The organism is Enterobacter sp. C4G1 (assembly GCF_052886895.1).
Genome location: NZ_JBQVVV010000001.1, coordinates 634,447 through 659,319 on the forward strand (window position 1 = coordinate 634,447; position 24,873 = coordinate 659,319).

Below are 24,873 nucleotides of genomic sequence, written 5' to 3' on the forward strand. Positions count from 1 at the left end.
CTATCCTTCTTCGCGGATCTGCGCCTGAAGATAGTTCTGGATACCGAGTTTATCGATGAGATCCAGCTCGGTCTCTAGCCAGTCGATATGGCCCTCTTCATCTGTCAGGATCTCAATCATCATGTCACGACTAACATAATCAAAGACGCTGTCGGCATAGGCGATAGCTTCACGCAGGTTTTTCGCCCCTTCTAACTCAAGCGCCAGATCGGAACGCAGCATTTCCTCAACATCTTCGCCGATGCGAAGTTTGCCAAGATCCTGAAGATTAGGGATACCTTCGAGAAAGAGAATACGCTCAATATACTTATCAGCGTGCTTCATCTCGTCGATAGATTCATGATATTCAACGTCATTAAGGCGTTTCAGGCCCCAGTTTTTGAACATTCTCGCATGGAGAAAATACTGGTTGATTGCGACAAGCTCATTTCCCAATAATTTATTGAGATAATTTATGATCTTAACATCACCTTTCATTATATAGTCCCTCCGCTTCCACTCATTGAAGCGTAGATCGGGCTACAGGGATGTCAAAAAAAAGAGTGTGACTCAGGCGATTTCTTTAAATTCCGGCATTTGCATTAACTCGTCCTGCATAACTTCTCGTGCCGCACGCGTGCATTTACCACATTGATTTCCAACGGGAATAAACTTGCGCAATTGCTGAAAAGACTGCGGATGAAACTGGCGTACGGCCTGACGTATCTTTTTATCGCTGATACCGTTACATAAACAAATGTACATAAGTGCTCCTGAATACTTTACACCTTAGATATTAAATGATTATGGTTATCATTACAATTCAATCTATAAATAAGACGAAGCTCAAGCACGTAGTGTAAGCATAACTTTTTATTTTATATCTAAAAAAAACCACCTACTCTATCCAAGTATAGTAGGTGGTCTTATTTAGATTAGTAACTTAGCTCTGGTATTACTTGAGCATATCTTCCGTTACAAGCATTTTCGCAATTGTGGCAGGATTTGGTGTGATACGCTGTACAATCACCGTTTCGCCCACTGAAAGAGTTGGCCCCTCGCGCCTTGCGGTAGTAACTCCATCTTTCGTCGATGATGACGCATAGTGGCATAATCCGTTGTCACAGCTAAACAGATAGCGGCCGTTAACTTCTCCACCTTGCGCCTTAATGACATAAGCGCTATTCGTTCCTACAGCAACTTTATCTGCCAAAAAGCCGACATACGTAATTGGCTTACCATTTTCTTTTTTCACCGCCAGAGACGTTACATCGGTACTACTTACTAGCGGATTGCTACCCTTCAACATGTCATCGGTAACGGTCAGCGTGGCCAATACTTCAGGGTTTGGGTTTGTCCGTTTAACCGTAATAACAGATCCAACATGGACGATATTGTCCACTGGGTAGGTGCGTAAAGCTGACTGTTCGCCATAATCCCAGCGGAAGCTATAATAGTTCTGACGACCCTCTGTGGAGAAATTATAATTCCCGTCAATTTCTACGCGGTAGTTATTAGAACCACTTAACTTGCTACTATCAAAGTTCACGTTCACATATTGATGACCGTCCTGGACATCTAAGTAAACGGCTTTCACATCCCCAACTAAATCGCCGCCAGTATCGCCTTTTGTAAACGGTGCAAATACTTCACTAAACGCATACTGCGGCGCCTGCTGTGCGGTTAAACCGCTGTGCTCTGGCGATACCTGCCCGGCGACACCCGGCTGGTCACGCATCATAGACCATGCACCAATCATACCCAGACCACGATCGGTGGCATCCTTCATCACCAGATTCGCATCTGACAGATAGAACACTTCACCCTGAACATCGTTGTAACCGATCATCGGGGTGGTGCCCATCATCGCGTTGATTTCAGCATCGGTCTTATCGGTGAAGATCTGCTTCAGCTGGCTGAACAGGTTCTCGATGGCAGATGTCGCGCACTTGCCGTGAATGTTCTGGCCTTCAGTACCATCGGACTGACAGATACTGTTGCCGTAGTCCATTGCCATCACGTTCACGCCCGCCAGCTCGACACCTTTAGCTTTCGCATCTTCCAGTACGTAAATACCTTCTGCGGTCAGACCGGTTGGCAGAATTGGCAGCGTATACCAGATGCCCACACTACGGCCTTCTGACTTCCAGGTATCCTGAACGGCTTTCACCGCTTCGTTACGACGGTTGATGGATTCATGATCCGCAACCCAGGTGCCTTCGATATCGAAGTCCAGTACGTTCAGATTCAGGTTTTCCACAATATCGTAGTAGTGCTGCTTCAGATCGTTGACATTCTTACAGGATGCCGCCAGCGGAGAGTTATTCGCCCCACCAATGGACACCATCACGTCGCCGCCAGCATCACGCAGTGCTTTGATTTTGCTGTATTGCGCGTAGTCGTTGATGTTGTACGCCGTCCCCCAGGTCGGGAGACAGGTTTCGGCATCTTTGCTGACCACAAACGCCATGGTGAAATGGGTTACCCCCTGGTTCTGCGCCAGGCTTGCCAGATCTGGCTGTGAGTTCAGGGTATAATCAACATATGGGGCATAAACATGTGCAGGCCAGCCTGATTTCGGCGTGCCAACTTTTTCTTTGGTGCCCGTCCAGTCGATAAATACGTGCCATGGGTTAGTATCTGAAGGAGACACTTTCTGTACTTTGGACTGCGAGACGTAGTTACCACCGTTATAACGAATCAGCGTGCCGCTTTCGTACACGGTCGAAGCACTGTACTGCGGAGCTTTATTAAGCTGGTCCTGAGTATAAGAGATTACAGCACCCAGCGGTTTCCATGGACGGCCATTCGTACCAGTTGGGTTTTGGTTTGCTGCAATAGAAGGATCGTCGCCCTGGGTATAAAACAGAGCTTCATATTCCTGATCATTTTTCTGAACTTTATCGCCTTTATTATAAATGGTCGAAGAGGACCACTGTGCAACGACGGAATATGCTTCCCACGGATTGTCTTGTCCTGGGACAAAACCATAGGCACTCTGTGAAGAGGCAGTTTTATAGGTCGCATTATTATAAGAGACTATATCTCCTGCTTTATATTCAGCGTTATTATCATATACCGGATAGGTTACAGTGCCGCCACTGGTTTCACAGGTAGTAGGGTTACCATACTGGCTCATTTCCGCTGCCGTAGCAGCACGCTCATAACGCCATGGGTTACTCGCCTGATCGTCAGCGGCATTGCCCGGGCAATCAGAAGCGCTAACCCACCAGGCATTATTATAAACGCCACCATCAAAAATAACTTCAATCGTACTGCCACCTTCCTGACCGCTCCAGGCTTCCAGAGCAAATGCTGGTAAGGCTGTGCATGTCAGCCCCAGGCAAAATAGTGTTTTTGTCGCGAAATTCAATTTCATAATCAACAATCCTTTTGTGTTAATTCATTAGGTTATTACATTGACATGTAATAAGCCGTAAGATAGAACCAACAAACAGTGAGTTCAATTATTAACATTGACCCTGAATTGTTTTAAGAAATAAGAAAGCTCATCCGATCAGTCAACTTAATATCAAATTAAGCCAGGCTTATTTTATTTATATTAATTTTATTATTAAGTAAAAATAAAAAAAACCCCGAATAAATTCGGGGTTTTTAAGACTAAAACGTTAATTAAAACGTATAATTAGCCCAGAACTTTAGCAACAACGCCCGCGCCAACGGTACGGCCGCCTTCACGGATTGCGAAACGCAGACCGTCGTCCATCGCGATTGGGTGGATCAGAGTCACAACCATCTTGATGTTGTCGCCTGGCATTACCATCTCAACGCCTTCTGGCAGTTCGATGGTACCGGTCACGTCAGTTGTACGGAAGTAGAACTGTGGACGGTAGCCTTTGAAGAACGGAGTATGACGGCCGCCTTCGTCTTTGGACAGAATGTACACTTCAGATTCGAACTTGGTGTGTGGCTTGATTGAGCCTGGCTTCGCCAGTACCTGACCACGTTCGATTTCTTCACGTTTGATACCACGCAGCAGAACACCTACGTTCTCACCAGCACGGCCTTCGTCCAGCAGTTTGCGGAACATTTCAACGCCAGTACAGGTAGACTTCGCAGTCTCTTTGATACCAACGATTTCAACTTCTTCACCAACTTTAACGATACCGCGCTCTACACGACCGGTAACAACGGTACCACGACCGGAGATGGAGAATACGTCTTCGATTGGCAGCAGGAATGGCTTATCAATCGCACGCTCTGGTTCTGGGATGTAAGAATCCAGGAAGCCAGCCAGTTCGATGATTTTTGCTTCCCACTCTGCTTCGCCTTCCAGCGCTTTCAGAGCTGAACCACGAACGATTGGGGTATCGTCGCCTGGGAAATCGTACTGAGACAGAAGTTCACGAACTTCCATTTCTACCAGTTCCAGCAGCTCTTCGTCATCAACCATGTCGCATTTGTTCAGGAACACGATGATGAAAGGAACGCCTACCTGACGACCCAGCAGGATGTGCTCACGAGTCTGAGGCATTGGGCCGTCAGTCGCAGCAACTACCAGGATCGCGCCGTCCATCTGCGCAGCACCGGTGATCATGTTTTTAACATAGTCGGCGTGGCCTGGGCAGTCTACGTGTGCGTAGTGGCGAGTCGGGGTGTCGTATTCAACGTGGGAAGTGTTGATGGTGATACCACGAGCTTTTTCTTCTGGTGCGTTATCGATCTGGTCGAATGCACGAGCAGAACCACCGTAGGTTTTTGCCAGAACGGTAGTGATTGCAGCGGTCAGGGTAGTTTTACCATGGTCAACGTGGCCGATAGTACCAACGTTGACGTGCGGTTTTGTACGTTCAAATTTTTCTTTAGACACGGCTATATTCCTTACTATAGTGCTCTCCCCTTCGGAGAGAGCACGGGACTTAGGTTTTAATCCTGTGGATTACTTACCACGGGCTTCAATAACGGCCTGAGCAACGTTGTTAGGAGCGTCATCATACTTCAGGAATTCCATGGTGTATGATGCACGACCTTTGGTCAGAGAACGCAGCTGAGTTGCATATCCGAACATTTCAGACAGCGGAACTTCAGCGTGGATCTTAACGCCAGTTACTTCAGATTCCTGACCACGCAGCATACCGCGACGACGGCTCAAGTCACCGATAACGTCACCGGTGTTCTCTTCAGGAGTTTCTACTTCAACCTTCATGATTGGCTCAAGCAGAACTGGTTTAGCTTTCTTAAAGCCTTCTTTAAAGGCGATAGAAGCAGCCAGTTTAAACGCCAGCTCAGAGGAGTCAACGTCATGGTAAGAACCGAAGTGCAGACGAACACCCATGTCAACAACAGGGTAGCCAGCCAGAGGACCAGACTTCAGCTGCTCCTGGATGCCTTTATCAACGGCAGGGATGTATTCGCCAGGAATTACACCACCTTTGATGTCGTTGATGAACTCGTAACCTTTAGGGTTAGAGCCCGGCTCCAGTGGGTACATGTCGATCACAACGTGACCGTACTGACCACGACCACCGGACTGCTTAGCGTGTTTACCTTCAACATCAGTAACTTTCGCGCGAATCGCTTCACGGTAAGCAACCTGAGGTTTACCAACGTTAGCTTCAACGTTGAATTCACGCTTCATACGGTCAACGATGATGTCGAGGTGAAGTTCACCCATACCAGCGATGATGGTCTGGTTAGATTCTTCATCAGTCCATACGCGGAATGATGGATCTTCTTTAGCCAGACGGCCCAGAGCCAGACCCATTTTTTCCTGGTCAGCTTTGGTTTTTGGCTCAACAGCGATGGAGATTACCGGCTCAGGGAATTCCATACGTTCCAGAATGATCGGGTGGTCCTGGTCACACAGAGTGTCACCAGTGGTCACGTCTTTCAGACCGATTGCTGCTGCGATGTCGCCCGCACGAACTTCTTTGATCTCTTCACGTTTGTTCGCGTGCATCTGTACGATACGACCGAAACGCTCACGTGCCGCTTTCACGGAGTTCAGGATGGTGTCACCGGAGTTAACCACACCAGAGTACACGCGGAAGAAGGTCAGGTTACCCACGAATGGGTCAGTAGCGATTTTGAACGCCAGTGCAGCAAACGGCTCTTCATCACTTGCGTGACGTTCAGCCGGAGTGTCTTTACCGTCGTCCAGGATACCGTTGATCGCAGGAACGTCAACCGGGGATGGCAGGTAGTCAACTACCGCATCCAGCATCGCCTGAACACCTTTGTTCTTGAACGCAGAACCACAGGTTACCAGGATGATTTCGTTGTTCAGAACGCGCTGACGCAGAGCTTTTTTGATCTCTTCTTCAGTCAGTTCTTCACCACCCAGGTATTTCTCCATCAGCTCTTCAGAAGCTTCAGCTGCGGATTCGATCAGGTTCTGGTGCCATTCGTCAGCCAGGTCCTGCATTTCAGCTGGGATATCTTCGTATTCGAAGGTAACGCCCTGGTCTGCATCGTTCCAGTTGATGGCTTTCATTTTCACCAGGTCGATAACGCCGGTGAAGCCTTCTTCAGCACCAATTGCCAGCTGCAGCGGAACAGGGTTCGCGCCCAGACGGGTTTTGATCTGACCAACAACTTTCAGGAAGTTAGCACCCATACGGTCCATTTTGTTAACGAACGCGATGCGTGGAACTTTATATTTGTTCGCCTGACGCCATACGGTTTCAGACTGTGGCTGAACACCACCAACTGCGCAATAAACCATTACAGCGCCGTCAAGAACACGCATGGAACGTTCTACTTCGATGGTGAAGTCAACGTGGCCCGGGGTGTCGATGATGTTTACGCGATGCGGTTCGTACTGCTTAGCCATACCTGACCAGAATGCAGTAGTCGCTGCGGAGGTGATAGTAATACCACGCTCCTGCTCCTGTTCCATCCAGTCCATGGTGGCTGCGCCGTCATGAACTTCACCGATTTTATGGTTTACACCGGTGTAGAACAGAATACGTTCGGTAGTAGTGGTTTTACCGGCGTCGATGTGCGCACTGATACCGATATTACGATAGCGTGCGATGGGTGTTGTACGAGCCATTTGATTCCTCGTTTGTTTCTTTGGCGTTCAGTTAAGTAACCCAGAGCGGGCAGCTTCTCTGAAGCGCCCGTCTGGTGACTATGACTCCGAAGGGATTACCAACGGTAGTGTGCGAACGCCTTGTTGGCTTCTGCCATACGGTGAACGTCTTCACGTTTCTTAACCGCGGTACCTTTGTTGTCCGCAGCGTCAGAAAGTTCGTTCGCCAGACGCAGAGCCATGGATTTATCACCGCGTTTACGAGCAGCTTCAACGATCCAACGCATTGCCAGGGCATTACGACGAACCGGACGAACTTCAACTGGAACCTGATAAGTAGAACCACCAACGCGGCGGGACTTAACTTCTACAGTTGGGCGAACGTTGTCGAGAGCGACTTCGAAAGCTTCCAGTTCATTTTTACCAGAACGCTGAGCCAGGGTCTCAAGCGCGCTGTATACGATTGCTTCTGCAGTAGATTTTTTACCATCTACCATCAGGATATTTACAAATTTTGCCAGCAGTTCTGATCCGAATTTCGGATCTGGAAGGATTTTACGCTGACCAATGACGCGACGACGTGGCATGGGAATACTCCGTTGTTAATTCAGGATTGTCCAAAACTCAAAGAGTTTAGTGTGACATTAAGATAAATCAGTTTGGCCTTACTTAACGGAGAACCATTAAGCCTTAGGACGCTTCACGCCGTACTTGGAGCGAGCCTGCTTACGGTCTTTAACACCTGAGCAGTCGAGCGCACCACGAACGGTGTGGTAACGAACACCCGGAAGGTCTTTAACACGACCGCCACGGATCAGGATCACGGAGTGCTCCTGCAGGTTGTGACCTTCACCACCGATGTAGGAAGTCACTTCGAAACCGTTAGTCAAACGCACACGGCATACTTTACGCAGTGCGGAGTTTGGTTTTTTAGGAGTGGTGGTATATACACGAGTACATACGCCACGTTTCTGCGGGCAGGCTTCCAGTGCAGGCACGTTGCTTTTCGCAACTTTGCGTGCACGTGGTTTGCGTACCAGCTGGTTAACTGTTGCCATTAAATAGCTCCTGGTTTTAGCTTTTGCTTCGTAAACACGTAATAAAACGACCTCATACAATATGAGGACGCGAAATTTTAGGGCTACGTCGAAAAGGTGTCAAGAAATATACAGCGATCTCAAATCACCAGTTCATTTGACTGGGGTGCATCACAGCAAGATTGACGAAATCAGTATAGCCAACGACGTCAATTTTGGCTGAAATTTGACCAGTAAGACCCCGCGCGTCAATGTCTTCTTTCAGCGCAGATACAGAGATGGGGGCATTGGTAAGAATTTCAACGAAGCGGTTGCCTTCAATTGCCGCAAGCACGCCATCCTGAATGAGTAGCAGATCATCGCCTTCACGCAGCATTCTTACTAATGCTTCAATGTCGCACTGCCACGGTGAATGGCTCAGGGTATGGAGCATGACAGCCTCAGAAAGTCAGAACGGTATCGTAGTGAGAGAGTTGTTCGCGCAGCGCGTCAGCCGCAAGAACCGTTACATCGAGGACAAACGTGCTCTTTTCATTTAACCCGCGCGCTACCAGAGAATCGGCGCAAACATAGAACGTTTCAATATCGTAAAGCGGCAGAACTTTGAACGTCGCGATGTAATCACGGGCGAGCACCGCCTGGGGTTGTTGTCCGGCAAGAAGCTGGAACACGCCATCACCCAAAAAGAAAACACCAATGTCTTCGGTTAACGCCGATGTCGCCAGCAGTGCATCAAGCCCTTCCCGGCCCGATGCGCTACCATGCGGAGCAGAGGAAAATACGAAAGCCACACGATTCATCAGAACTGCACCATACGATCACAGGTCAGTGCGGCCTGAGCCAGGGCACCTAAACCACTCAAAGAAAAACCGGCCTGAAGATTTGCCGCAGGAAATCCCAGCCGCGCGGCTTCCGTTGTATCGGTGACACCACGGCGCAGCGCAGCAGCCACGCAGATATGCAATTCAACACCCTGCTTTTCGTTTAGCGCTTGCCATGCCCGCACCAGGTCAAATTCATCAGACGCCGGTGAAGTAAACTGATTGGCGTTATAGACGCCTTCGCGATAGAAGAAAACACTCACCAGTTCATGCCCTGTTTCCAGTAGCGCATGTGCAAATTGCAGCGCGCTGCTGGCTTGCTGTGTGCCATAAGCCGGGCCAGTCACCATCAGGGCAAAGCGCATTACTTTTCTTGCCCCAGGAAATCGCCGCTTTTGAACTGACGAATATAGAGGTAAACCGTGTGTTTGGAGATGTTCAGACGGTCAGCCACCTGGTTAATGGCATCTTTAATATCAAAAATCCCTTTCTCGTAAAGGTTCAGCACGATCTGACGATTCTTGGCGTTGTTAGATACGTTGCGATCGGCATTAACCTCTTCGATGGTGAACTCGAGCGTTTGCGTGACGAGGTCTTCAACGGAAGAAGCAAAGTTAACGGATGAGCCTACGTCCGGGGTTTCTGGCGGAATAAAGGTGCTCATGATTTGCGAGAATGGCACATCAAGGTTCATGTTGATGCACAGCAGTCCAATCACACGATGCTCGCGATTTCGGATCGCGATCGTTTCTGATTTCATCAGCACACCACTTTTGGCGCGGGTGAAATAACATTTGGAGACGCTGCTGTCCGCACCGGTCATGTCGTGCAACATACGCAATGCAAGGTCAGTGATAGGTGAGCCAATTTTACGGCCAGTATGTTCGCCATTAGCAATGCGGATGGCGGAACACTTCAGATCTTGCAGGGAGTGCAATACGATTTCGCAGTGGGACCCAATGAGCATCGCTAACCCGTCCACCACCGCTTCGTAGGATTTCAGAATATCGAAATCGGTCTGATCGAAAGGACGTTGATCCAGCAAATCGAGTTCACTGGTTTCGTTGGTTAAAAGCGACCTGGACATGAAAAAAACACTCCTTTTCAGGAGCCTGTCGTTATGTTTTCAGGGCAGGCTCATTATCTACACGGACAACTAAATTAATACAGCGTGTATAACGCTTTCCAGTGTTAATTATATCTGCCCCACAATAAAAAAAACCGCCGCCTTAAAGGCGGCGGTTTTCATAACATTACTTCTTGGCGTCTGCCGCTGCTTTCTCGTCTGCCGGCGCGTCAGTTTTCGCATCAGCTTTCGGTGCTGGTTTGATGTCCAGCAGCTCTACTTCAAAGACCAGAGTAGAGTTCGCAGGGATTCCTGGAACGCCAGTTTTGCCGTAAGCCAGATCTGGTGGGATAACCAGCTGGATTTTACCGCCTTTCTTGATGTTTTTCAGGCCTTCAGTCCAGCCAGGGATCACACCATCCAGACGGAAGGAAAGAGGCTCACCACGGGTGTATGAGTTATCGAACTCTTTACCGTCGATCAGCGTACCTTTGTAGTTAACCACTACAGTGTCGCTGTCTTTTGGCGCATCGCCAGTACCTTCTTTCTCTACTTTATAGACCAGGCCAGTAGAAGAAGTTTTGGCGCCTTTCTCTTTAGCAAAAGTATCGCGGTAGGCTTTGCCTTTCGCTTCGTTGTCTTTTGCATCAGCATCCATCTTGGTCTGAGCTGCGCCTTTCACGCGAGCTTCAAACGCCTGAAGAGTCTGTTCGATTTCCTGGTCAGACAATTTGCTCTTGTCTGCGAAAGCATCCTGAACACCGGCGATCAGCTGGGCTTTATCCAGTTTGATGCCCAGTTTCTCTTGCTCTTTCAGAGAGTTTTCCATGTAACGACCCAGAGATGCGCCGAGTGCGTAGGCGGATTTCTGGTCGTCATTTTTGAACGCTGCTTTGCTGTCTGTCGTCGCAGCAGGTTTCGCAGCAGTATCAGCAGCGAAAGACAGCGGCGCATTCAGTGCAACCGCCATCGTGGTTGCCAGCAGCGTTACTTTAAACAGTGATTTCATCCATATCTCCAGGGCCTGGGGACTTTCACCCCAGCATTAAACGTAAATGAGTTACGTACTATAAATCGTTGCGGAAGAAATCTACAGACAGACTCTCCCGATTCTCGCCACTTTTCAGACTATTTTTGTTTAAATAAGTTTCTTGCTACAGGGATGAATACTGCACTTAGGGATAAACTCGGTTAAACTTCGCCGCCGCTGACCCATTATGGCGAATCAGAAACAGACGAGGTGAATCATGAAGGACACGATGATAGAAGAGAGACTGGCCGAGCTTGAAAGCCGACTGGCTTTTCAGGACATCACCATCGAAGAGCTCAACCAAACGGTGACCGCCCACGAGCTAGAAATGGCAAAACTGCGGGATCTGCTGCGTCTGCTCACTGAAAAAGTGAAAGCCACACAGTCATCGCACATCGCCTCTCAATCTGAAGAGACGCCACCACCTCATTATTGAGGCGTAAAAAAAGCGGGATAATCCCGCTTTTTTATTTTCCGCATAACGGAATTAGTGACAACCGCAACCGCCGTTACCGCAACCACCTTTACCGTGGTCATGACCATGGTCGTGATCGTGATCGTGGCCGTGACCACCGCAGCAACCATCGTGGCCGTGATCGTGGTCATGGTCGTGACCATTCGCACCGTGAACATGGCCGTGAGCCAGTTCTTCTTCGGTCGCTTCACGGATAGCAACAACTTCTACGTTGAATTTCAGGTTCTGGCCAGCCAGCATGTGGTTGCCGTCAACGACAACGTGGTCGTCTTCAACTTCAGTGATTTCTACAGGAACCGGGCCCTGGTCGGTTTCAGCCAGGAAACGCATACCAACCTGAAGTTCGTCAACGCCCATGAACACGTCTTTAGGGACGCGCTGAACCAGGTTGTCGTCGTACTGACCGTAAGCGTCATTTGCACCTACAGCAACGTCAAATTTGTCGCCAACGTCATGACCTTCCAGCGCAGTTTCCAGGCCGGAAATCAGGGAACCGTGACCATGCAGGTAGTCCAGCGGCGCACTCACCGGAGACTCATCAACCAACACACCGTCTTCTGTACGTACCTGATAGGCCAGGCTGACCACCAGGTCTTTTGCTACTTTCATGATATCTCCTGAGCGTGGGAAAATTGCTGGCGCAGATTGTAGCCGAAATCTGCACCCGTGTACCCTTTAGCTTAAAAAAACTCAGGGAATATCGCTAGTCCGGATGAAAAATGCCGATCACTTGCTCTTCTTTGCGAACATGATCGCGCGCCTCTTTGTCGGCCTCGCGCATCTGATGACCGCACTTAACACACTCAACAACATCAATATTATTCTCGCGCCACATTGCCAGCGTATCTTGCGCCTGGCAGGTCGGGCACTTTGCACCCGCAATAAAGCGTTTACGTACCGCCATGTTATTTACCTTTTATTCAAATTCATCCCAGCCATCCAGCTGGCGTCGTTCTTGCTGCATCTCTCTCTGGAAGATTTCTTCCAGCTCGCGTCGCGCCTCCCGTACACGGGAAATCTGCACCGTATCGGTGTGAACAGGCATAAGCTCGCGCAACATGCGCATATCCAGCCTGCGGAAATGCATCTGGGCACGCTGGGCCTGATGAGGATGCATACCCAATGAAACAAGCGCTTTACGCCCAAGCTCTAGCGCGGATGAGAAAGTCTCACGCGAGAAGTGTTTCACCCCCGCCTGCAACAGTTCATGCGCCTCAACACGCCCACGGGCGCGCGCGAGGATATGTAAATGCGGGAAGTGCTGCTGGCACAACTCCACCAGCTTCATGGTGTCTTCCGGCTCGTTACAGGTAATGACGATGGACTCAGCGGCTTCTGCCCCGGCAGAGCGTAAAAGCTCAAGCTGAGTGGCATCACCGTAGTAAACCTTATAGCCATATTTTCGCATCAGGTTCACCGCGCTAATATCACGCTCCAGCACCGTGATACGCATTTTGTTCGCCATGAGCAAACGCCCGATAACCTGACCAAAACGGCCAAATCCCACGACGATCACCTGCGGCTTATCATCTTCCACCCACGGGGTTTCGTCTTCATCTTCTGTCAGGTTAAAGCGGCGAGACAGAAACTTATCCACCAGCTTCATCAGCAGCGGCGTGGTCATCATCGACAACGTCACCGTCACCAGTAGCAACGCCATCTGGTCATCTTTGAACAATTTCTGCGACGATGCCATGGAGAAGAGCACAAATGCGAACTCTCCCCCCTGGCTTAAAACGCTGGCAAACTGCATTCGCTCAGCGCTGCGCAGCCCGTAAATCCGCGCCAGCGCATACAGCACCAGCGTTTTGACCACCACCAGCACGGCAACGCAGAGCATTACCCACAGAAAATGGGTATAAAGCACGCCCAGATTGAGTGCCATACCCACCGAAATAAAGAACAGCCCTAACAGCAGTCCTTTAAAGGGATCGATGGCAATTTCCAGCTCGTGACGATACTCGCTCTCGGCAAGCAGCACTCCGGCGATAAACGTCCCGAGCGCCATAGAAAGCCCCAGCGCATCCATAAACAACGCCGACCCAAGAACCAGCAGCAGCGTTGCCGCCGTAAACACTTCGCGTACGCCGGATGCGGCAATAAAGCGGAACACCGGGCGCAGTAAGAAGCGCCCGCCAATCAGCATCCCCGCGAAGGCCAGCACCTTCATCGAGACTTTTGCCCAGTCAAAGTGATCGTCGCCAGAGCCTGCCAGCAGCGGCACCAGCGCAAGGGCCGGGATCACCGCCAAATCCTGAAACAGCAGCACCGAAAAACCCAGTTGACCCGCTTCGCTGCGGTTCATGCCCTTGTCGCGCATCAGCTGTAACGCCATTGCCGTGGAAGACATGGCCAGACCAATACCGCCAATCACCGCCGCCTGCCAGGAAAAATGAGTGAGCATTAATAGCCCGCCCAGAATGGCAGCACTGAACACTACCTGGGCCGTTCCGACACCAAAAATAGAGCGGCGTAACTGCCACAGCTTAGACGGGTTCAGCTCAAGGCCGATGATGAACATCAGGAACACCACGCCCAGCTCAGAGAAATGCAGGATTTCATCAACATCGCTGATAAAACCAAGTCCCCACGGGCCGATGGCAATTCCCGCCAGCAGATACCCCAGCACCGCGCCAATACCAATCCGCGATGCCAGCGGCACAGCAACCACGGCGGCAAATAAGAAGAGAACGCCAGCCAGCAGTAAATTCGATCCTTCCATCAGCGACCTCCTGCCGGGATCGGCGAGGCCAGCCATTCACCATAGGCCTTGGCATGATTCGCCAGCTCCTGCGGCTCCTGACGGCGCGCCCAGTAAACAATTATCGGGCTCATCCAGTGCATACGGCACATGGCAGCCGTGAGTTCAAACGGTCGCAGAATATCGCTCATGGGATAACGATTCAGACCATCGTAGCGGTAAGCGCTCTCTGGCTCGCCCGTGGTAATGACGCTACGCCAGTACTTTCCCGCCAGTTGGTTGCCCCCTACCCCGCTGGAGAAACCCCGGCTCAGAACGCGATCCAGCCACTCTTTTAGCAGCGCCGGACAGCTGTAGGTATAAAGCGGATGCTGGAACACAATCACATCATGCTGACGCAGGAGTTCCTGCTCGTATGGAATATCGATAAAGAAATCAGGGTAGTGCGCGTAGAGATCGTGCACCGTCACGTTACTGAGCTGTGAAGCCGGCTTAAGCAGAACCCGGTTCGCCACCGAGTCCTGAGATTCCGGATGGGCATACAGCAGCAGCACTTTTGCTGTCTGAGACATCACTCCCCTCCCGGTTCTGTTTTTGTGTATTGTTGTCGTTTTGGGCTACCATGGCGGCCCGGTGGGGAATATGGCCCACACCTTACATTATCATAATGACAAATTAACATAGTCGGAACATACGGCGCTTCTATGATTGTTTTCTCCTCGTTACAAATTCGTCGCGGCGTGCGTGTCCTGCTGGACAACGCAACGGCCACCATCAATCCAGGTCAAAAAGTCGGTCTGGTCGGCAAAAACGGCTGTGGCAAATCCACCCTGCTGGCGCTGCTGAAAAACGAGATAAGCGCCGATGGCGGCAACTTTACCTTCCCGGGTAACTGGCAGCTTGCGTGGGTAAATCAGGAAACCCCCGCGCTGAGCGAACCCGCACTCGACTATGTCATTGACGGCGATCGTGAATACCGCAAGCTGGAAGCAGAGCTCAACGCCGCCAACGAACGCAACGACGGCCACGCCATCGCTACCGTTCACGGCAAGCTGGACGCCATCGACGCCTGGACGATTCGCTCCCGCGCCTCCAGCCTGCTGCACGGGCTGGGCTTTAGTAACGAACAGCTCGAACGCCCGGTGAGCGACTTCTCCGGTGGCTGGCGTATGCGTCTTAACCTGGCGCAGGCGCTGATCTGCCGCTCTGACCTGTTGTTACTCGATGAACCGACCAACCACCTCGATCTTGATGCGGTTATCTGGCTAGAAAAATGGCTGAAAAGCTATCAGGGTACGCTGATTCTGATTTCCCACGACCGCGACTTCCTCGATCCAGTGGTGGATAAGATCATTCATATTGAACAGCAAACCATGTTCGAATACACCGGCAACTACAGCTCTTTCGAACGCCAGCGTGCGACGCGTCTTGCGCAGCAGCAGTCGATGTACGAAAGCCAACAACAGCGTGTCGCGCATCTGCAAAGTTTCGTTGATCGTTTCAAAGCCAAAGCCTCTAAGGCCAAGCAGGCACAGAGCCGCATCAAAATGCTGGAACGCATGGAGATGATTGCCCCGGCGCATGTGGATAACCCGTTCCACTTTAGCTTCCGCGAACCCGAAAGCCTGCCGAATCCATTGCTGAAAATGGAGAAAGTCAGCGCGGGCTACGGTGAACGCATTATTCTGGATTCCATCAAACTCAACCTGGTGCCAGGTTCACGTATCGGCCTGTTAGGGCGTAACGGTGCGGGTAAATCGACCCTGATTAAGCTGCTGGCGGGTGAACTGAACCCGGTAAGCGGTGATATCGGTCTGGCTAAAGGCATCAAGCTTGGCTACTTCGCGCAGCATCAGCTGGAATTTTTACGCGCCGATGAGTCGCCGATTCAGCACCTGGCACGTCTGGCGCCGCAGGAAATGGAACAGAAGCTGCGCGACTATCTCGGCGGCTTTGGCTTCCAGGGCGATAAGGTGACGGAAAATACCGAACGCTTCTCCGGCGGTGAGAAAGCCCGTCTGGTGCTGGCGTTAATCGTCTGGCAGCGCCCTAATCTGCTGCTGCTCGATGAACCGACAAACCACCTGGATCTCGACATGCGTCAGGCGCTGACCGAAGCGCTGATTGAGTTCGAAGGCGCGCTGGTTGTGGTCTCGCACGATCGCCACCTGATCCGTTCGACTACCGACGATCTTTATCTGGTCCACGACGGTAAAGTCGAGCCCTTCGACGGCGACCTGGAAGACTACCAGCAGTGGCTGACAGACGTACAAAAGCAAGAGAACCAGCCGGACGATGCGGCGAAAGACAATGCCAACAGCGCCCAGGCACGTAAAGATCAGAAGCGCCGCGAAGCGGAGTTACGCACCCAGACGCAGCCACTGCGTAAAGAGATCACCCGTCTGGAAAAAGAGATGGAGAAACTCAACGCCGCGCTTGCCACCGTTGAAGAGAAGCTGGGCGACAGCGGGCTGTACGATCAGAGCCGCAAAGCCGAGCTGACCGACTGTCTGCAAACCCAGGCCAAAACCAAATCCAGCCTCGAAGAGTGTGAAATGGCATGGCTGGCCGCACAAGAGCAGCTGGAAACGATGCTACAGGCTGACTAACCGCCAGGAGAGTTATGAGTTTCGATACCACGAGCGATATTACATTCCGTAAACTCAGCATCTTCATGACGTTCATGGAGAAGGGCAATATCGCGCGTACCGCCGAAACTCTGGGCCTCAGCGGCGTCAGCGTGCACCGCGCGCTGCATACGCTGGAAGAAAACGTCCGCTGCCCGCTGTTTACCCACAAGGGACGCAACCTGATTGCGCTTCCGTCCGCCTGGACACTACTGGAGTATTGCCAGGAAGTGATGCAGGTAATGGCGCGCGGGGTGGAAGAGTCGCGCAAAATTGCCGGGATCGGCCAGGGAAGGCTGCGGGTGGGCACACTCTACTCGCTCACGCTGGAAACTGTGCCGCGCCTGATAATGGGCATGAAGCTACGCCGTCCGGATCTGGAGATGGATCTGACGATGGGCTCTAACGAAACCTTGCTGCATTTGCTGGATGAAGGCGCGCTGGACGCCGTGTTAATTTCGATTTCCGAAAGCGATATCGACCGTAACAGCCTTGAAGTCCTGCCCCTGTTCCATGACGATATTTTCCTTGCCGCCCCGGCGTCCGCCACGCTGAATACCCGCGGGCCAGCGGATCTCCGTGATTATAAAGATCAGAAATTTGTCGCGCTGGCGGAAGGCTTCGCCACGTATGCAGGCTTTCAGGAAGCCTTTCATATCGCCGGATTTGAACCCGAAATCGTGACCCGCGTGAATGACATTTTCTCCATGCTCAGTCTGGTGCAGGCAGGTGTCGGCTTCACGCTGATGCCGGGCAGGATGAAGAAAGTGTATGAGAATTCAGTACAGCTACTGAAGCTGGCGCAGCCGTACCAGATGCAGCAGCTTATCGCCATTGTGTTTGCCCGTAACCGCGAGCAGGACCCTAGCCTGCGCGCATTAGCCGCCGAAGGGCGGATGTATGCGCGTAGTTTGCAAGAAGGTACCTGATGTTATTGCCTGGTGGCGCTACGCTTACCGCTGAAGCCTACCCGCCAAATGCACCGCCACATCCAGGCCGCTGCGTTCCAGTGAAATAGACTCCCCTTCCCAGGCGGCCTGCCGCGTCAGACAGGTCAGCACGCCACCGGGTGGCATCTCTATCGCCAGCCGTGCTTCACGCTCGTTAGCGGAAATTACCGCCTCCTGCCAGCGCACGGTTCGCGCCATGTTCATCGCCAGATCATCCGCGATCTTCTCCGGCTGCCAGAGCACGCGCCCGGTACTGCCACTCAGGTATGCACAGCGTGGGCGTGAAAGCATGACGGATTCAAACGCCGCCGCCAGCTTTTGTGCCGGTATTGCCAGCAACTCACAGTGCGACGGCACGCTCACCGCCAGCCGATGTGCCTTACTTGCCCCGCACGCCAGCGCGCGCGCCGCGACCTGTGCCATCCCCTCATCAGTTCCGGCAATCACTATTTGTGTTTCAGCGTTCAGGTTCGCGATGTATGTGCCACTCTTTTCAATCAGCGTTTCAACCTGCGGCAGGGTTAATCCCATAATTGCCGTCAGGCCGTAACCGTGCGGGTAAGCCTGCTCCATCACATCACCGCGCAGCGCCACCAGCTTCAGTGCGTCAGTAAATTCCAGCGCACCCGCGATAACCGCTGCCGGGTAAGCGCCAATAGACAGCCCGCTGACGATATCCGGGGAAACCCCACGACGTTCCAGCTCGCGCGCCCAGGCAACACCGGCAATCAGCAGCGAAAGCTGCACCGCGCGGGTGTGGGTTAGCGAGGCTGCGCTGTCCAGCGTATCGATTTCGGCCCCCAGTACCTCGCGGGCCTGAGCCAGCACCGTTCCCGGTAGATTTTGCAGCATCCCTTCATGCTGCGTGCCCTGTCCCGGAAAGGTAAACAGTATTTTCATCACTCCTCCCTGTGCCACGGATCCGCCACCAGGCGCGGTCCACGGCGGGTTTTCAGCAGTGTTTTTCCGTCACGCAGCCACTCCGCCAGCGCAAAGCCCCCTTTCGACGTATCAACCTGCGTATCCGCCCGGCACAATGCGCGGCTGAGCTGCGACTGCCAGGCGGTAAAAGCATCAGGGGAAATCGGCTGCGGAGCGCGGATCAGCAGATCAAGATCGCTGTCGGCATGTATTACCGGAATGCCGGTCGCCAGCGCATAGCCGGTGCTGCCGGTAATGCCCCACGTCCACGGCCACGCCTGCTGAGAAAGCTGTAACGCCACCTGAACCGGTGGCTGAGTCACAAACGGCGAGCGCAGCAGATCGGCCGTCACGCTCAACGCCTCAGGCGTAACAACGCGAAGGACGTTTTCGGGCTTCACCCACCCGCCCGCCCGCTGGTCGCGGCGCAGGCCGCGCACGCCAACGGGAATACGGCCGTTGTTATCAACATCACGCCGCACCACGACCGGCAGGTCGATATGCCAGGCAGCATCCACCCAGGATTCGGTGATCCCTTCCAGGGCATCGCGCGCGGTAAGCCAGATGAGGTCGTGTGGGCGTAATGTTGTGGTCATGATTACATTCCTGAAGTCAGCGAGATAAACAGCGGCAGCGACAGGATACACAGTATGGAGCTTAACAGCAGCACGGCTTCAGCATCCGGCGACTGCACGCCAAAGCGGTTACCGAACACCACGCCGAAGAAGCCCGCAGACAGCGCAATCATCAGGATAGCGGTAATTGCCACGGAGCCGTGCAGACCGAAGATCAAGACAATACCCCAGGCAATCGCGGGCTGGATCAGCAGCTTGGCGAGGGTTGAGGTAATAACCATGGTATTGATCTGCAGCTTACGCGCCGAGAGGATCACCCCGGTCAGGAACAGCGCGGCAGCGGTTGCGGACAGTCCGAGTGGTTTGATGGCCGCCAGCACCAGCTCCGGCATTTTGATGCCGATGGCAGATAAAATCACCCCCAGCAGCGGGCCCATCACAATCGGTTTTTTAATCGAGCGCCACATCAGCACCGGCAGCATAGAGAGCGTTGAGCCGGAGTTATTCCCTTCGGCACGCGCTTTTTCGCGCTCCAGGATCAGCAGGCAGAACGGCGTCATCAGCACTGAACCACAGGCGATGGAAACCGCCACGGAGAGCGATGTCGAAGAACCTTCACCCAGCACGCTGCCCAGAATCGGCAGACCAAGCGCGGCGTAGTTCGGCAGGGCAACGGTGAGCGTCAGTACCGCGGCATCTTGCGGAGATTTTTTAAAGACGCTGGTCGCCAGGAAGTAAATGGCCGCATAGGTAATCCACATCGCCAGGGTCAAGACCAGGATCAGCGGCGACTGAGCCACAATGCCGGTCCACGGCGTTTGTACGGTGGCGCTGAACAGCGCGGCAGGTAACGCAAAATCCATCACGAAGATATTAAGCAGGGACACATTTTTGTTATCGACCATCTTTGCCTTACCGGCCCAGAATCCCAGCAGCATGATGACGAAAATCGGTGCAAGAGCATGAACAATTACGTAAGTCATAAATCACCTGTATTAAAAAAGTTTTAGCACTGGTGCGATGTTTATTATTTTTCAGGATGCAGGTTCCCACGCGGGCGCAAGGGATGCGCCCACGGGGTTATGCCTCTCTGGCAGGTCTTAATTTACTTACCAGCTTGCTCGCATACGTTCGCGTACCAGAGCAGAGCTGCGGCGGTTATCAGCACCCAAACGATTTTTTAACGTGGTGTCCTGACGAGCGTCATTGATGGCCTGTTGCAGCGTGGTCTTCACCTGCGTCAGATCAAGATCGGATGGTGCGTCCGGGTTGCTGATGTCCAGGAGGTTAGAGAGCAGCCCCAGCGTGGCGTAGTTGCTAATGTCATACGCCATTGGCGGAATAGTCGCCGCCAGTTTTTCCAGCGCCTCGACGGTGCGCAGCGTGATACGTGCGGCTGACTCTTTACCCATCGCGTGGATCAGCACCCCCTTGTCATTGAAGGCGATCAGACGGTTAGCCTGGTAGCCGTGCGCCAGAAATGCACCGGACATCGCTTTACCGACGATAAGCCCAATCACCGGGTGGCCCGCCAGACGCGCGTTGGCATACGCAGCAGCCGCACCGGCCAGCGCCTGATGAATACCAAACGCCTCTTCACGACGGCCATAGGCCTGGCTCGGGACGTCAATTACCGCCACAATCGGGCGTTTCACGGCGTTGTTCGCATCGGCAGCTACGGTGTCGCTCACCACTTTTGCCAGGGTCCAGCCTTCCAGCAGACCCACTTCACCTTGCGCCGCACGCGGGAAATGGTTGTTGGCGTCCGGCACAACGGCCACAAAACGCACCGCTTCACCGTTAAGTTCACCGTCTGCTGCCTGCACGGACGGGCATAACCCTTCCAGACGTTTAGCGTTCGGGGCGAGGGTGTCCAGCCAGAGTTCGCCACGACTCATTGAAGTACTCATCATTTCACCTCCCGGGCAAAAAGCGCGTTAATCTGTTCGGCATCGGCCTGCTTGCGGGTGTCGAAATGCGTCAAACGGTTCAGGTAATCGTCATAGTTATCGGTGCGATGTTTGGCCGGAACGCCTTTGGCAATCGCGTCGTTCATCGCACCTTTCACCGCGTTGATCCCGTCACCGACCAGCGCATCCACCAGCCCGCTTTGGTAGCGCACCTCGCCCCCGGTCATGCTCCAGATAAACGGCCGGTCGCGGGAGTCGTATTCTTCAATCCCCGCTTCCTGCTCGATAACTTGCGGGCCGTTCAGGCCAAGACGCGCTTCACGGGTCACAATCAGATAGCTACAAAGCGCCGCCGCGATGGACATCCCGCCGAAGCAGCCCACGGTACCGGCGACAATCCCGACGACCGGGGTGTAGCGACGCAGGTCAACAATCGCGGCGTGAATATCAGCGATCGCCGCCAGGCCAAGGTTGGCTTCCTGCAAGCGCACGCCGCCGGTTTCGAGGCATAACACCGCCTGAGTCGGAATGCCGTTGCGGTTATCTTCCGCCGCCAGTTCCAGCGCGGCCGCCATTTTGGCACCGGACACTTCGCCCATGCTGCCGCCCTGGAACGCACCTTCAATGGCGACCACAACCGCAGGTTGACCGTTGATCGTGCCCTTCGCCACCACCATGCCGTCATCGGCCTGTGGAACAATGCCCTGTGGCCCCAGCCACGGCGAGATAATCCCTTCAAACGGATCCAGCAGTTCGCGGTAGCTGCCGTCATCCAGCAGCGCCTGCGCACGCTGGCGTGCTTTTAATTCGATAAAGCTGCTGTCATCACGCATGGCTCACCCCTTCAAAGACCTGTTCGATACGAATGCGCGCCACGCCCGGCGTCGCGCCGAAATCGTGGATGGTCAACGTGCCGGCAGGCAGGCTGCTGACGGTTTGCAGACGGCTGAACAAGGCTTCCCAACGACCACGGCTGTTGTCGACGGAAGTGGTGATATCAATGGTTAACGTCTGGCCCGGCTCGGCGGTGAAGAGCACCTCCATATCCCCGGAACCGACAACCCCAGCCAGCGCCCTGCCGCGTAACACGCGGCTGGCTGGCACGGTCAATGTGATTTTTTCCATAACATCCTCTTAATGCTTTGAATTTGGCGTCTCGATACGGTCGAGGAACAGCGTGGCGGCAAGCAGGTCAGCAGCGCCGCCCGGCGAGGCGTTCAGCGCCAGCATCTGACGGTCTAAGCTCGCCAGCGCTTTTTGGCCTGATAACGTTGCGCACCCACCGGCGTTCAGCACCGCACGCGCGCCGTCCTGCATGGCGTCCAGCCCCTCCATCCCGGCGCGCGACAGCACGCAAGTGTCGGTGAGCGACGTCATGATGGCCATTAGTGCATCGAGCCTGGCCTGAACCTCACTGCTGCCGTTAAGACGGCTGAGACGAAGCTGTGGCAGCGCACGCTGCATAACGTGCGGGAAGGCCTGCTGAGCCTCTTCGCGTGCGCCTGGCACACGGTAGCGATGCGTGGCGCGCAAGCCTTTACTGAACACCTTCGGTGCGGCATCGTCCGGCAGTTTTGCCAGTTGCGCGGCGGTGTTAGCGACGACATTTGCCTTTGCATCGCCGCCCAGCATCGCTACCGCGCTCACCAGCAATCCCAGCGCCCAAATCGCGCCACGATGGGTGTTCACGCCACCGGTTGCGGCCATCATTTGCTGCTCACCTTCGCGGCCAAGCCGCCCGACGGTTTGCCTAAGCGCAATATCTGCCGGACGCTGCCAGCTGTGCTGCGCCAGCACCTGAAACGTGGAGGTCAGGCTGTGCGCAGAGCGCTCCATCAGCGCAAGCGATAAATCGTGGTGCGCGCCGTTCCCCCGACTGTCCACCAGACCGGGTTTCGGGCTTAAACGTGCTTCGTCAATCAGACACTGCGTGGCGGTTCGCGCCAGCCATTCGGCACCGCCTTCAACCTGAATCTGGGGCAGAAGTTTCATTACCAGCTCCGGAATTTCGCAGGTGGGTTGTAAAGACCGCCGGACCATTCAACCAGGTCAGACACGCTACCTGCCGCCAGCAGAGAGCGGGTGGCGTCGGTGCGGCGAATACCCATATCTTCCGGGTAAACCACTTTGCCGCTCTGGCGCAGTTCCGCCACGCGTTTAGCGTCAACGCCCAGACCGATGTCGGTGATACCGGCAACTGCGGCCACCATGGCGCGACGTTCTTCGAGGTCTTTCGCACGATAGAGGTAGGCAATCCCCTCTTCCGTGAGCACGTGGGTAACGTCATCGCCGTAGATCATCACCGGTGCCAGTGGCATCCCGGAGGCTTTAGCCACCTCGACAGCATCGAGTTTTTCCACGAAGGTGGGTTTCGCACCGGCCTGGAAGGTTTCGACCATTTGCACGACCAGTTTTTTACCGCGCTGCATTGGGTCAGGCTCGGTGATCATGTTCAGCCAGGCTGGCGTGGCGTGACGACGACCGTGCGGGTCATGGCCCATGTTTGGCGCGCCGCCGAAGCCGGAAAGACGACCACGCGTGACCGTTGAGGAGTTGGCGTAACCGTCAACCTGCAAGGTAGAACCGATAAACATATCCACCGCGTACTGACCCGCCAGCTGGCAGAAGGCACGGTTGGACCGCATAGAGCCGTCAGCACCGGTAAAGAAGACGTCAGGACGGGCGCGGATATACTCTTCCATTCCCAGCTCACCGCCGAAACAGTGCACGCTTTCCACCCAGCCGCTTTCAATTGCCGGAATAAGCGTAGGGTGCGGGTTCAGCGTCCAGTGTTTACAGATTTTTCCCTTCAGACCGAGCTGTTCGCCATAGGTGGGCAGCAGCAGCTCAATCGCAGCGGTGTTAAAGCCAATCCCGTGGTTCAGGGACTGCACCTGATGTTCCGCGTAGATGCCTTTAATCGCCATCATCGCCATCAGGATGTGTTCCTGCTTGATCAGACGCGGGTCTCGGGTAAACAGCGGTTCGATAAAGAACGGTTTATCAGCTACGACAACGTAATCAATCCAGGAGCCAGGAATATCAACACGCGGCAGGTCACACTCGTCGTCCACCAGCTCGTTAACCTGCGCGATAACAATCCCATCATGGAAGGCAGCGGCCTCTACCAGCGCCGGAGTATCTTCGGTGCTGGCACCGGTGTAGAGGTTGCCTTTGCGGTCGGCTTTGAAACCAGCAATCAGCGCCACGTTTGGCGAAAGGTCGACATACAGGCGGGAATAAAGCTCGATGTAAGTATGGATGGCACCAATTTCGAGTTGCCCGTCTTCGAGCAGCTGCGAGATACGCAGGCTTTGCGTCCCGGAGAAGGAGAAGTCCAGCTTGCGGGCGATACCTTTCTCAAAGATATCCAGATGTTCGCTACGCCCGACGCTTGGCATGATCATATGCAGGTCGTGGACGATTTGCGGGTTCACTTCAGCAAGTGAGCGAGAAAGGAAATCCGCCTGCTTCTGGTTGTTGCCTTCCAGGACGACTTTGTCGCCAGGGGCGATCAGTTTTTCCAGCATGGCGACAAGATCGCCGGTTGGCAGTACCTTGCCCTGCACCGGTACGGATGCCAGACGACGCGCTTTCTCACTGCGTCGCGTGTTCCATTGCCGGGTGGGTGTTTGCCCAGATAACATTATTAACCTCCTGATTCAGCTAATCATTTTGATTTGCCTAACGCTGAATAAAGTGTGCACTCTGGTGAGAAACGCATCAATTAAGCGCAGAGCTTAATCATTAGCCTGAGAGTAATAATCAGCGTAAAGATTTGTGATCG

General features: G+C 53.4%; 27 protein-coding genes. 3 read left to right on the plus strand and 24 right to left on the minus strand.

Annotated elements, in window-relative coordinates; all coding sequences use genetic code 11:
- The 12 genes from bfr to fkpA all read right to left on the minus strand — a co-directional run bounded on the left by bfr (nucleotide 1) and on the right by fkpA (nucleotide 10,906).
- Nucleotides 1–477 carry a bacterioferritin gene (gene bfr, locus ACT9TW_RS03120; RefSeq protein WP_182062762.1) on the minus strand — a complete coding sequence of 159 codons (477 nt, stop codon included), beginning with the start codon at nucleotides 475–477 and terminating at the stop codon, nucleotides 1–3.
- A gap of 72 nt (nucleotides 478–549) precedes the next feature.
- The gene (bfd, locus tag ACT9TW_RS03125) at nucleotides 550–744 is read right to left on the minus strand and encodes a bacterioferritin-associated ferredoxin (RefSeq protein ID WP_182062763.1); all 195 of its coding nucleotides are present in this window, start codon (nucleotides 742–744) and stop codon (nucleotides 550–552) included.
- A 190-nt stretch (nucleotides 745–934) separates the two neighbouring features.
- The gene (locus ACT9TW_RS03130; protein WP_446491627.1) at nucleotides 935–3,358 is read right to left on the minus strand and encodes a glycosyl hydrolase family 18 protein; all 2,424 of its coding nucleotides are present in this window, start codon (nucleotides 3,356–3,358) and stop codon (nucleotides 935–937) included.
- 267 nt (nucleotides 3,359–3,625) lie between these two features.
- A complete protein-coding gene (gene tuf / locus ACT9TW_RS03135) occupies nucleotides 3,626–4,810 on the minus strand; it encodes an elongation factor Tu (RefSeq protein ID WP_182062765.1) in 1,185 nt (394 codons plus the stop codon).
- 69 nt (nucleotides 4,811–4,879) lie between these two features.
- A complete protein-coding gene (gene fusA, locus ACT9TW_RS03140) occupies nucleotides 4,880–6,994 on the minus strand; it encodes an elongation factor G (RefSeq protein WP_182062766.1) in 2,115 nt (704 codons plus the stop codon).
- Nucleotides 6,995–7,089: 95 nt separating this feature from the next.
- The gene (gene rpsG / locus ACT9TW_RS03145; protein WP_004106370.1) at nucleotides 7,090–7,560 is read right to left on the minus strand and encodes a 30S ribosomal protein S7; all 471 of its coding nucleotides are present in this window, start codon (nucleotides 7,558–7,560) and stop codon (nucleotides 7,090–7,092) included.
- A gap of 96 nt (nucleotides 7,561–7,656) precedes the next feature.
- A complete protein-coding gene (rpsL, locus tag ACT9TW_RS03150) occupies nucleotides 7,657–8,031 on the minus strand; it encodes a 30S ribosomal protein S12 (protein ID WP_000246815.1) in 375 nt (124 codons plus the stop codon).
- A 124-nt stretch (nucleotides 8,032–8,155) separates the two neighbouring features.
- Nucleotides 8,156–8,443 carry a sulfurtransferase complex subunit TusB gene (gene tusB / locus ACT9TW_RS03155; protein ID WP_446491628.1) on the minus strand — a complete coding sequence of 96 codons (288 nt, stop codon included), beginning with the start codon at nucleotides 8,441–8,443 and terminating at the stop codon, nucleotides 8,156–8,158.
- A gap of 7 nt (nucleotides 8,444–8,450) precedes the next feature.
- Nucleotides 8,451–8,810: a sulfurtransferase complex subunit TusC gene (tusC, locus tag ACT9TW_RS03160; protein ID WP_446491629.1), complete on the minus strand. Its 360-nt coding sequence runs from the start codon at nucleotides 8,808–8,810 to the stop codon at nucleotides 8,451–8,453.
- Nucleotides 8,810–9,196: a sulfurtransferase complex subunit TusD gene (tusD, locus tag ACT9TW_RS03165; protein ID WP_315687053.1), complete on the minus strand. Its 387-nt coding sequence runs from the start codon at nucleotides 9,194–9,196 to the stop codon at nucleotides 8,810–8,812. Before tusD ends, tusC begins: the two co-directional genes overlap by 1 nt.
- Complete coding sequence (locus ACT9TW_RS03170) at nucleotides 9,196–9,918, minus strand: helix-turn-helix transcriptional regulator (RefSeq protein WP_182062770.1); 723 nt, start codon at nucleotides 9,916–9,918, stop codon at nucleotides 9,196–9,198. The genes tusD and ACT9TW_RS03170 overlap by 1 nt, the downstream gene beginning before the upstream one ends.
- 166 nt (nucleotides 9,919–10,084) lie before the next feature.
- Nucleotides 10,085–10,906, minus strand: coding sequence for an FKBP-type peptidyl-prolyl cis-trans isomerase (fkpA, locus tag ACT9TW_RS03175; protein ID WP_166718357.1), 822 nt, complete (start codon nucleotides 10,904–10,906; stop codon nucleotides 10,085–10,087).
- Nucleotides 10,907–11,144: 238 nt separating this feature from the next.
- On the opposite strand from fkpA, the gene ACT9TW_RS03180 reads away from it, so the two are divergent.
- Complete coding sequence (locus ACT9TW_RS03180; protein WP_014072067.1) at nucleotides 11,145–11,363, plus strand: protein SlyX; 219 nt, start codon at nucleotides 11,145–11,147, stop codon at nucleotides 11,361–11,363.
- Between the two features lie 51 nt (nucleotides 11,364–11,414).
- Here ACT9TW_RS03180 and slyD read toward each other — a convergent pair whose 3' ends face one another.
- The 4 genes from slyD to kefG all read right to left on the minus strand — a co-directional run bounded on the left by slyD (nucleotide 11,415) and on the right by kefG (nucleotide 14,678).
- A complete protein-coding gene (gene slyD, locus ACT9TW_RS03185; RefSeq protein ID WP_315687055.1) occupies nucleotides 11,415–12,011 on the minus strand; it encodes a peptidylprolyl isomerase in 597 nt (198 codons plus the stop codon).
- Between the two features lie 94 nt (nucleotides 12,012–12,105).
- Entirely contained in the window at nucleotides 12,106–12,306 is a 201-nt protein-coding gene (locus ACT9TW_RS03190) for a YheV family putative zinc ribbon protein (RefSeq protein ID WP_010436300.1), read from the minus strand.
- A gap of 12 nt (nucleotides 12,307–12,318) precedes the next feature.
- On the minus strand, nucleotides 12,319–14,124 hold the full coding sequence (kefB, locus tag ACT9TW_RS03195; protein WP_182062772.1) for a glutathione-regulated potassium-efflux system protein KefB: 1,806 nt from the start codon (nucleotides 14,122–14,124) through the stop codon (nucleotides 12,319–12,321).
- Nucleotides 14,124–14,678, minus strand: a complete 555-nt coding sequence (gene kefG, locus ACT9TW_RS03200) for a glutathione-regulated potassium-efflux system ancillary protein KefG (protein ID WP_436353498.1) — start codon at nucleotides 14,676–14,678, stop codon at nucleotides 14,124–14,126. Before kefG ends, kefB begins: the two co-directional genes overlap by 1 nt.
- Nucleotides 14,679–14,807: 129 nt before the next feature.
- Between kefG and ACT9TW_RS03205 the strand changes: the two genes are divergently transcribed.
- Complete coding sequence (locus ACT9TW_RS03205) at nucleotides 14,808–16,712, plus strand: ABC transporter ATP-binding protein (RefSeq protein WP_446491630.1); 1,905 nt, start codon at nucleotides 14,808–14,810, stop codon at nucleotides 16,710–16,712.
- Between the two features lie 14 nt (nucleotides 16,713–16,726).
- Nucleotides 16,727–17,659 (plus strand): LysR family transcriptional regulator, encoded by a 933-nt coding sequence (locus tag ACT9TW_RS03210; RefSeq protein WP_182062775.1) that lies wholly within the window; start codon nucleotides 16,727–16,729, stop codon nucleotides 17,657–17,659.
- 24 nt (nucleotides 17,660–17,683) lie between these two features.
- Here ACT9TW_RS03210 and mdcH read toward each other — a convergent pair whose 3' ends face one another.
- The 8 genes from mdcH to mdcA form a co-directional block, all read right to left on the minus strand.
- The gene (gene mdcH, locus ACT9TW_RS03215) at nucleotides 17,684–18,580 is read right to left on the minus strand and encodes a malonate decarboxylase subunit epsilon (RefSeq protein WP_446491631.1); all 897 of its coding nucleotides are present in this window, start codon (nucleotides 18,578–18,580) and stop codon (nucleotides 17,684–17,686) included.
- On the minus strand, nucleotides 18,580–19,197 hold the full coding sequence (locus ACT9TW_RS03220) for a malonate decarboxylase holo-ACP synthase (RefSeq protein WP_446491632.1): 618 nt from the start codon (nucleotides 19,195–19,197) through the stop codon (nucleotides 18,580–18,582). Before ACT9TW_RS03220 ends, mdcH begins: the two co-directional genes overlap by 1 nt.
- A gap of 2 nt (nucleotides 19,198–19,199) precedes the next feature.
- Complete coding sequence (locus tag ACT9TW_RS03225; RefSeq protein ID WP_446491633.1) at nucleotides 19,200–20,159, minus strand: AEC family transporter; 960 nt, start codon at nucleotides 20,157–20,159, stop codon at nucleotides 19,200–19,202.
- Between the two features lie 126 nt (nucleotides 20,160–20,285).
- Nucleotides 20,286–21,086 (minus strand): biotin-independent malonate decarboxylase subunit gamma, encoded by an 801-nt coding sequence (gene mdcE / locus ACT9TW_RS03230; RefSeq protein ID WP_446492673.1) that lies wholly within the window; start codon nucleotides 21,084–21,086, stop codon nucleotides 20,286–20,288.
- Nucleotides 21,086–21,919, minus strand: a complete 834-nt coding sequence (locus ACT9TW_RS03235) for a biotin-independent malonate decarboxylase subunit beta (protein ID WP_014072077.1) — start codon at nucleotides 21,917–21,919, stop codon at nucleotides 21,086–21,088. Before ACT9TW_RS03235 ends, mdcE begins: the two co-directional genes overlap by 1 nt.
- Nucleotides 21,912–22,211, minus strand: coding sequence for a malonate decarboxylase acyl carrier protein (mdcC, locus tag ACT9TW_RS03240; protein ID WP_446491634.1), 300 nt, complete (start codon nucleotides 22,209–22,211; stop codon nucleotides 21,912–21,914). Before mdcC ends, ACT9TW_RS03235 begins: the two co-directional genes overlap by 8 nt.
- A 9-nt stretch (nucleotides 22,212–22,220) precedes the next feature.
- Nucleotides 22,221–23,078, minus strand: a complete 858-nt coding sequence (locus ACT9TW_RS03245; RefSeq protein WP_446491635.1) for a triphosphoribosyl-dephospho-CoA synthase — start codon at nucleotides 23,076–23,078, stop codon at nucleotides 22,221–22,223.
- Complete coding sequence (mdcA, locus tag ACT9TW_RS03250) at nucleotides 23,078–24,733, minus strand: malonate decarboxylase subunit alpha (RefSeq protein ID WP_446491636.1); 1,656 nt, start codon at nucleotides 24,731–24,733, stop codon at nucleotides 23,078–23,080. Before mdcA ends, ACT9TW_RS03245 begins: the two co-directional genes overlap by 1 nt.
- Nucleotides 24,734–24,873 lie beyond the last annotated feature (140 nt).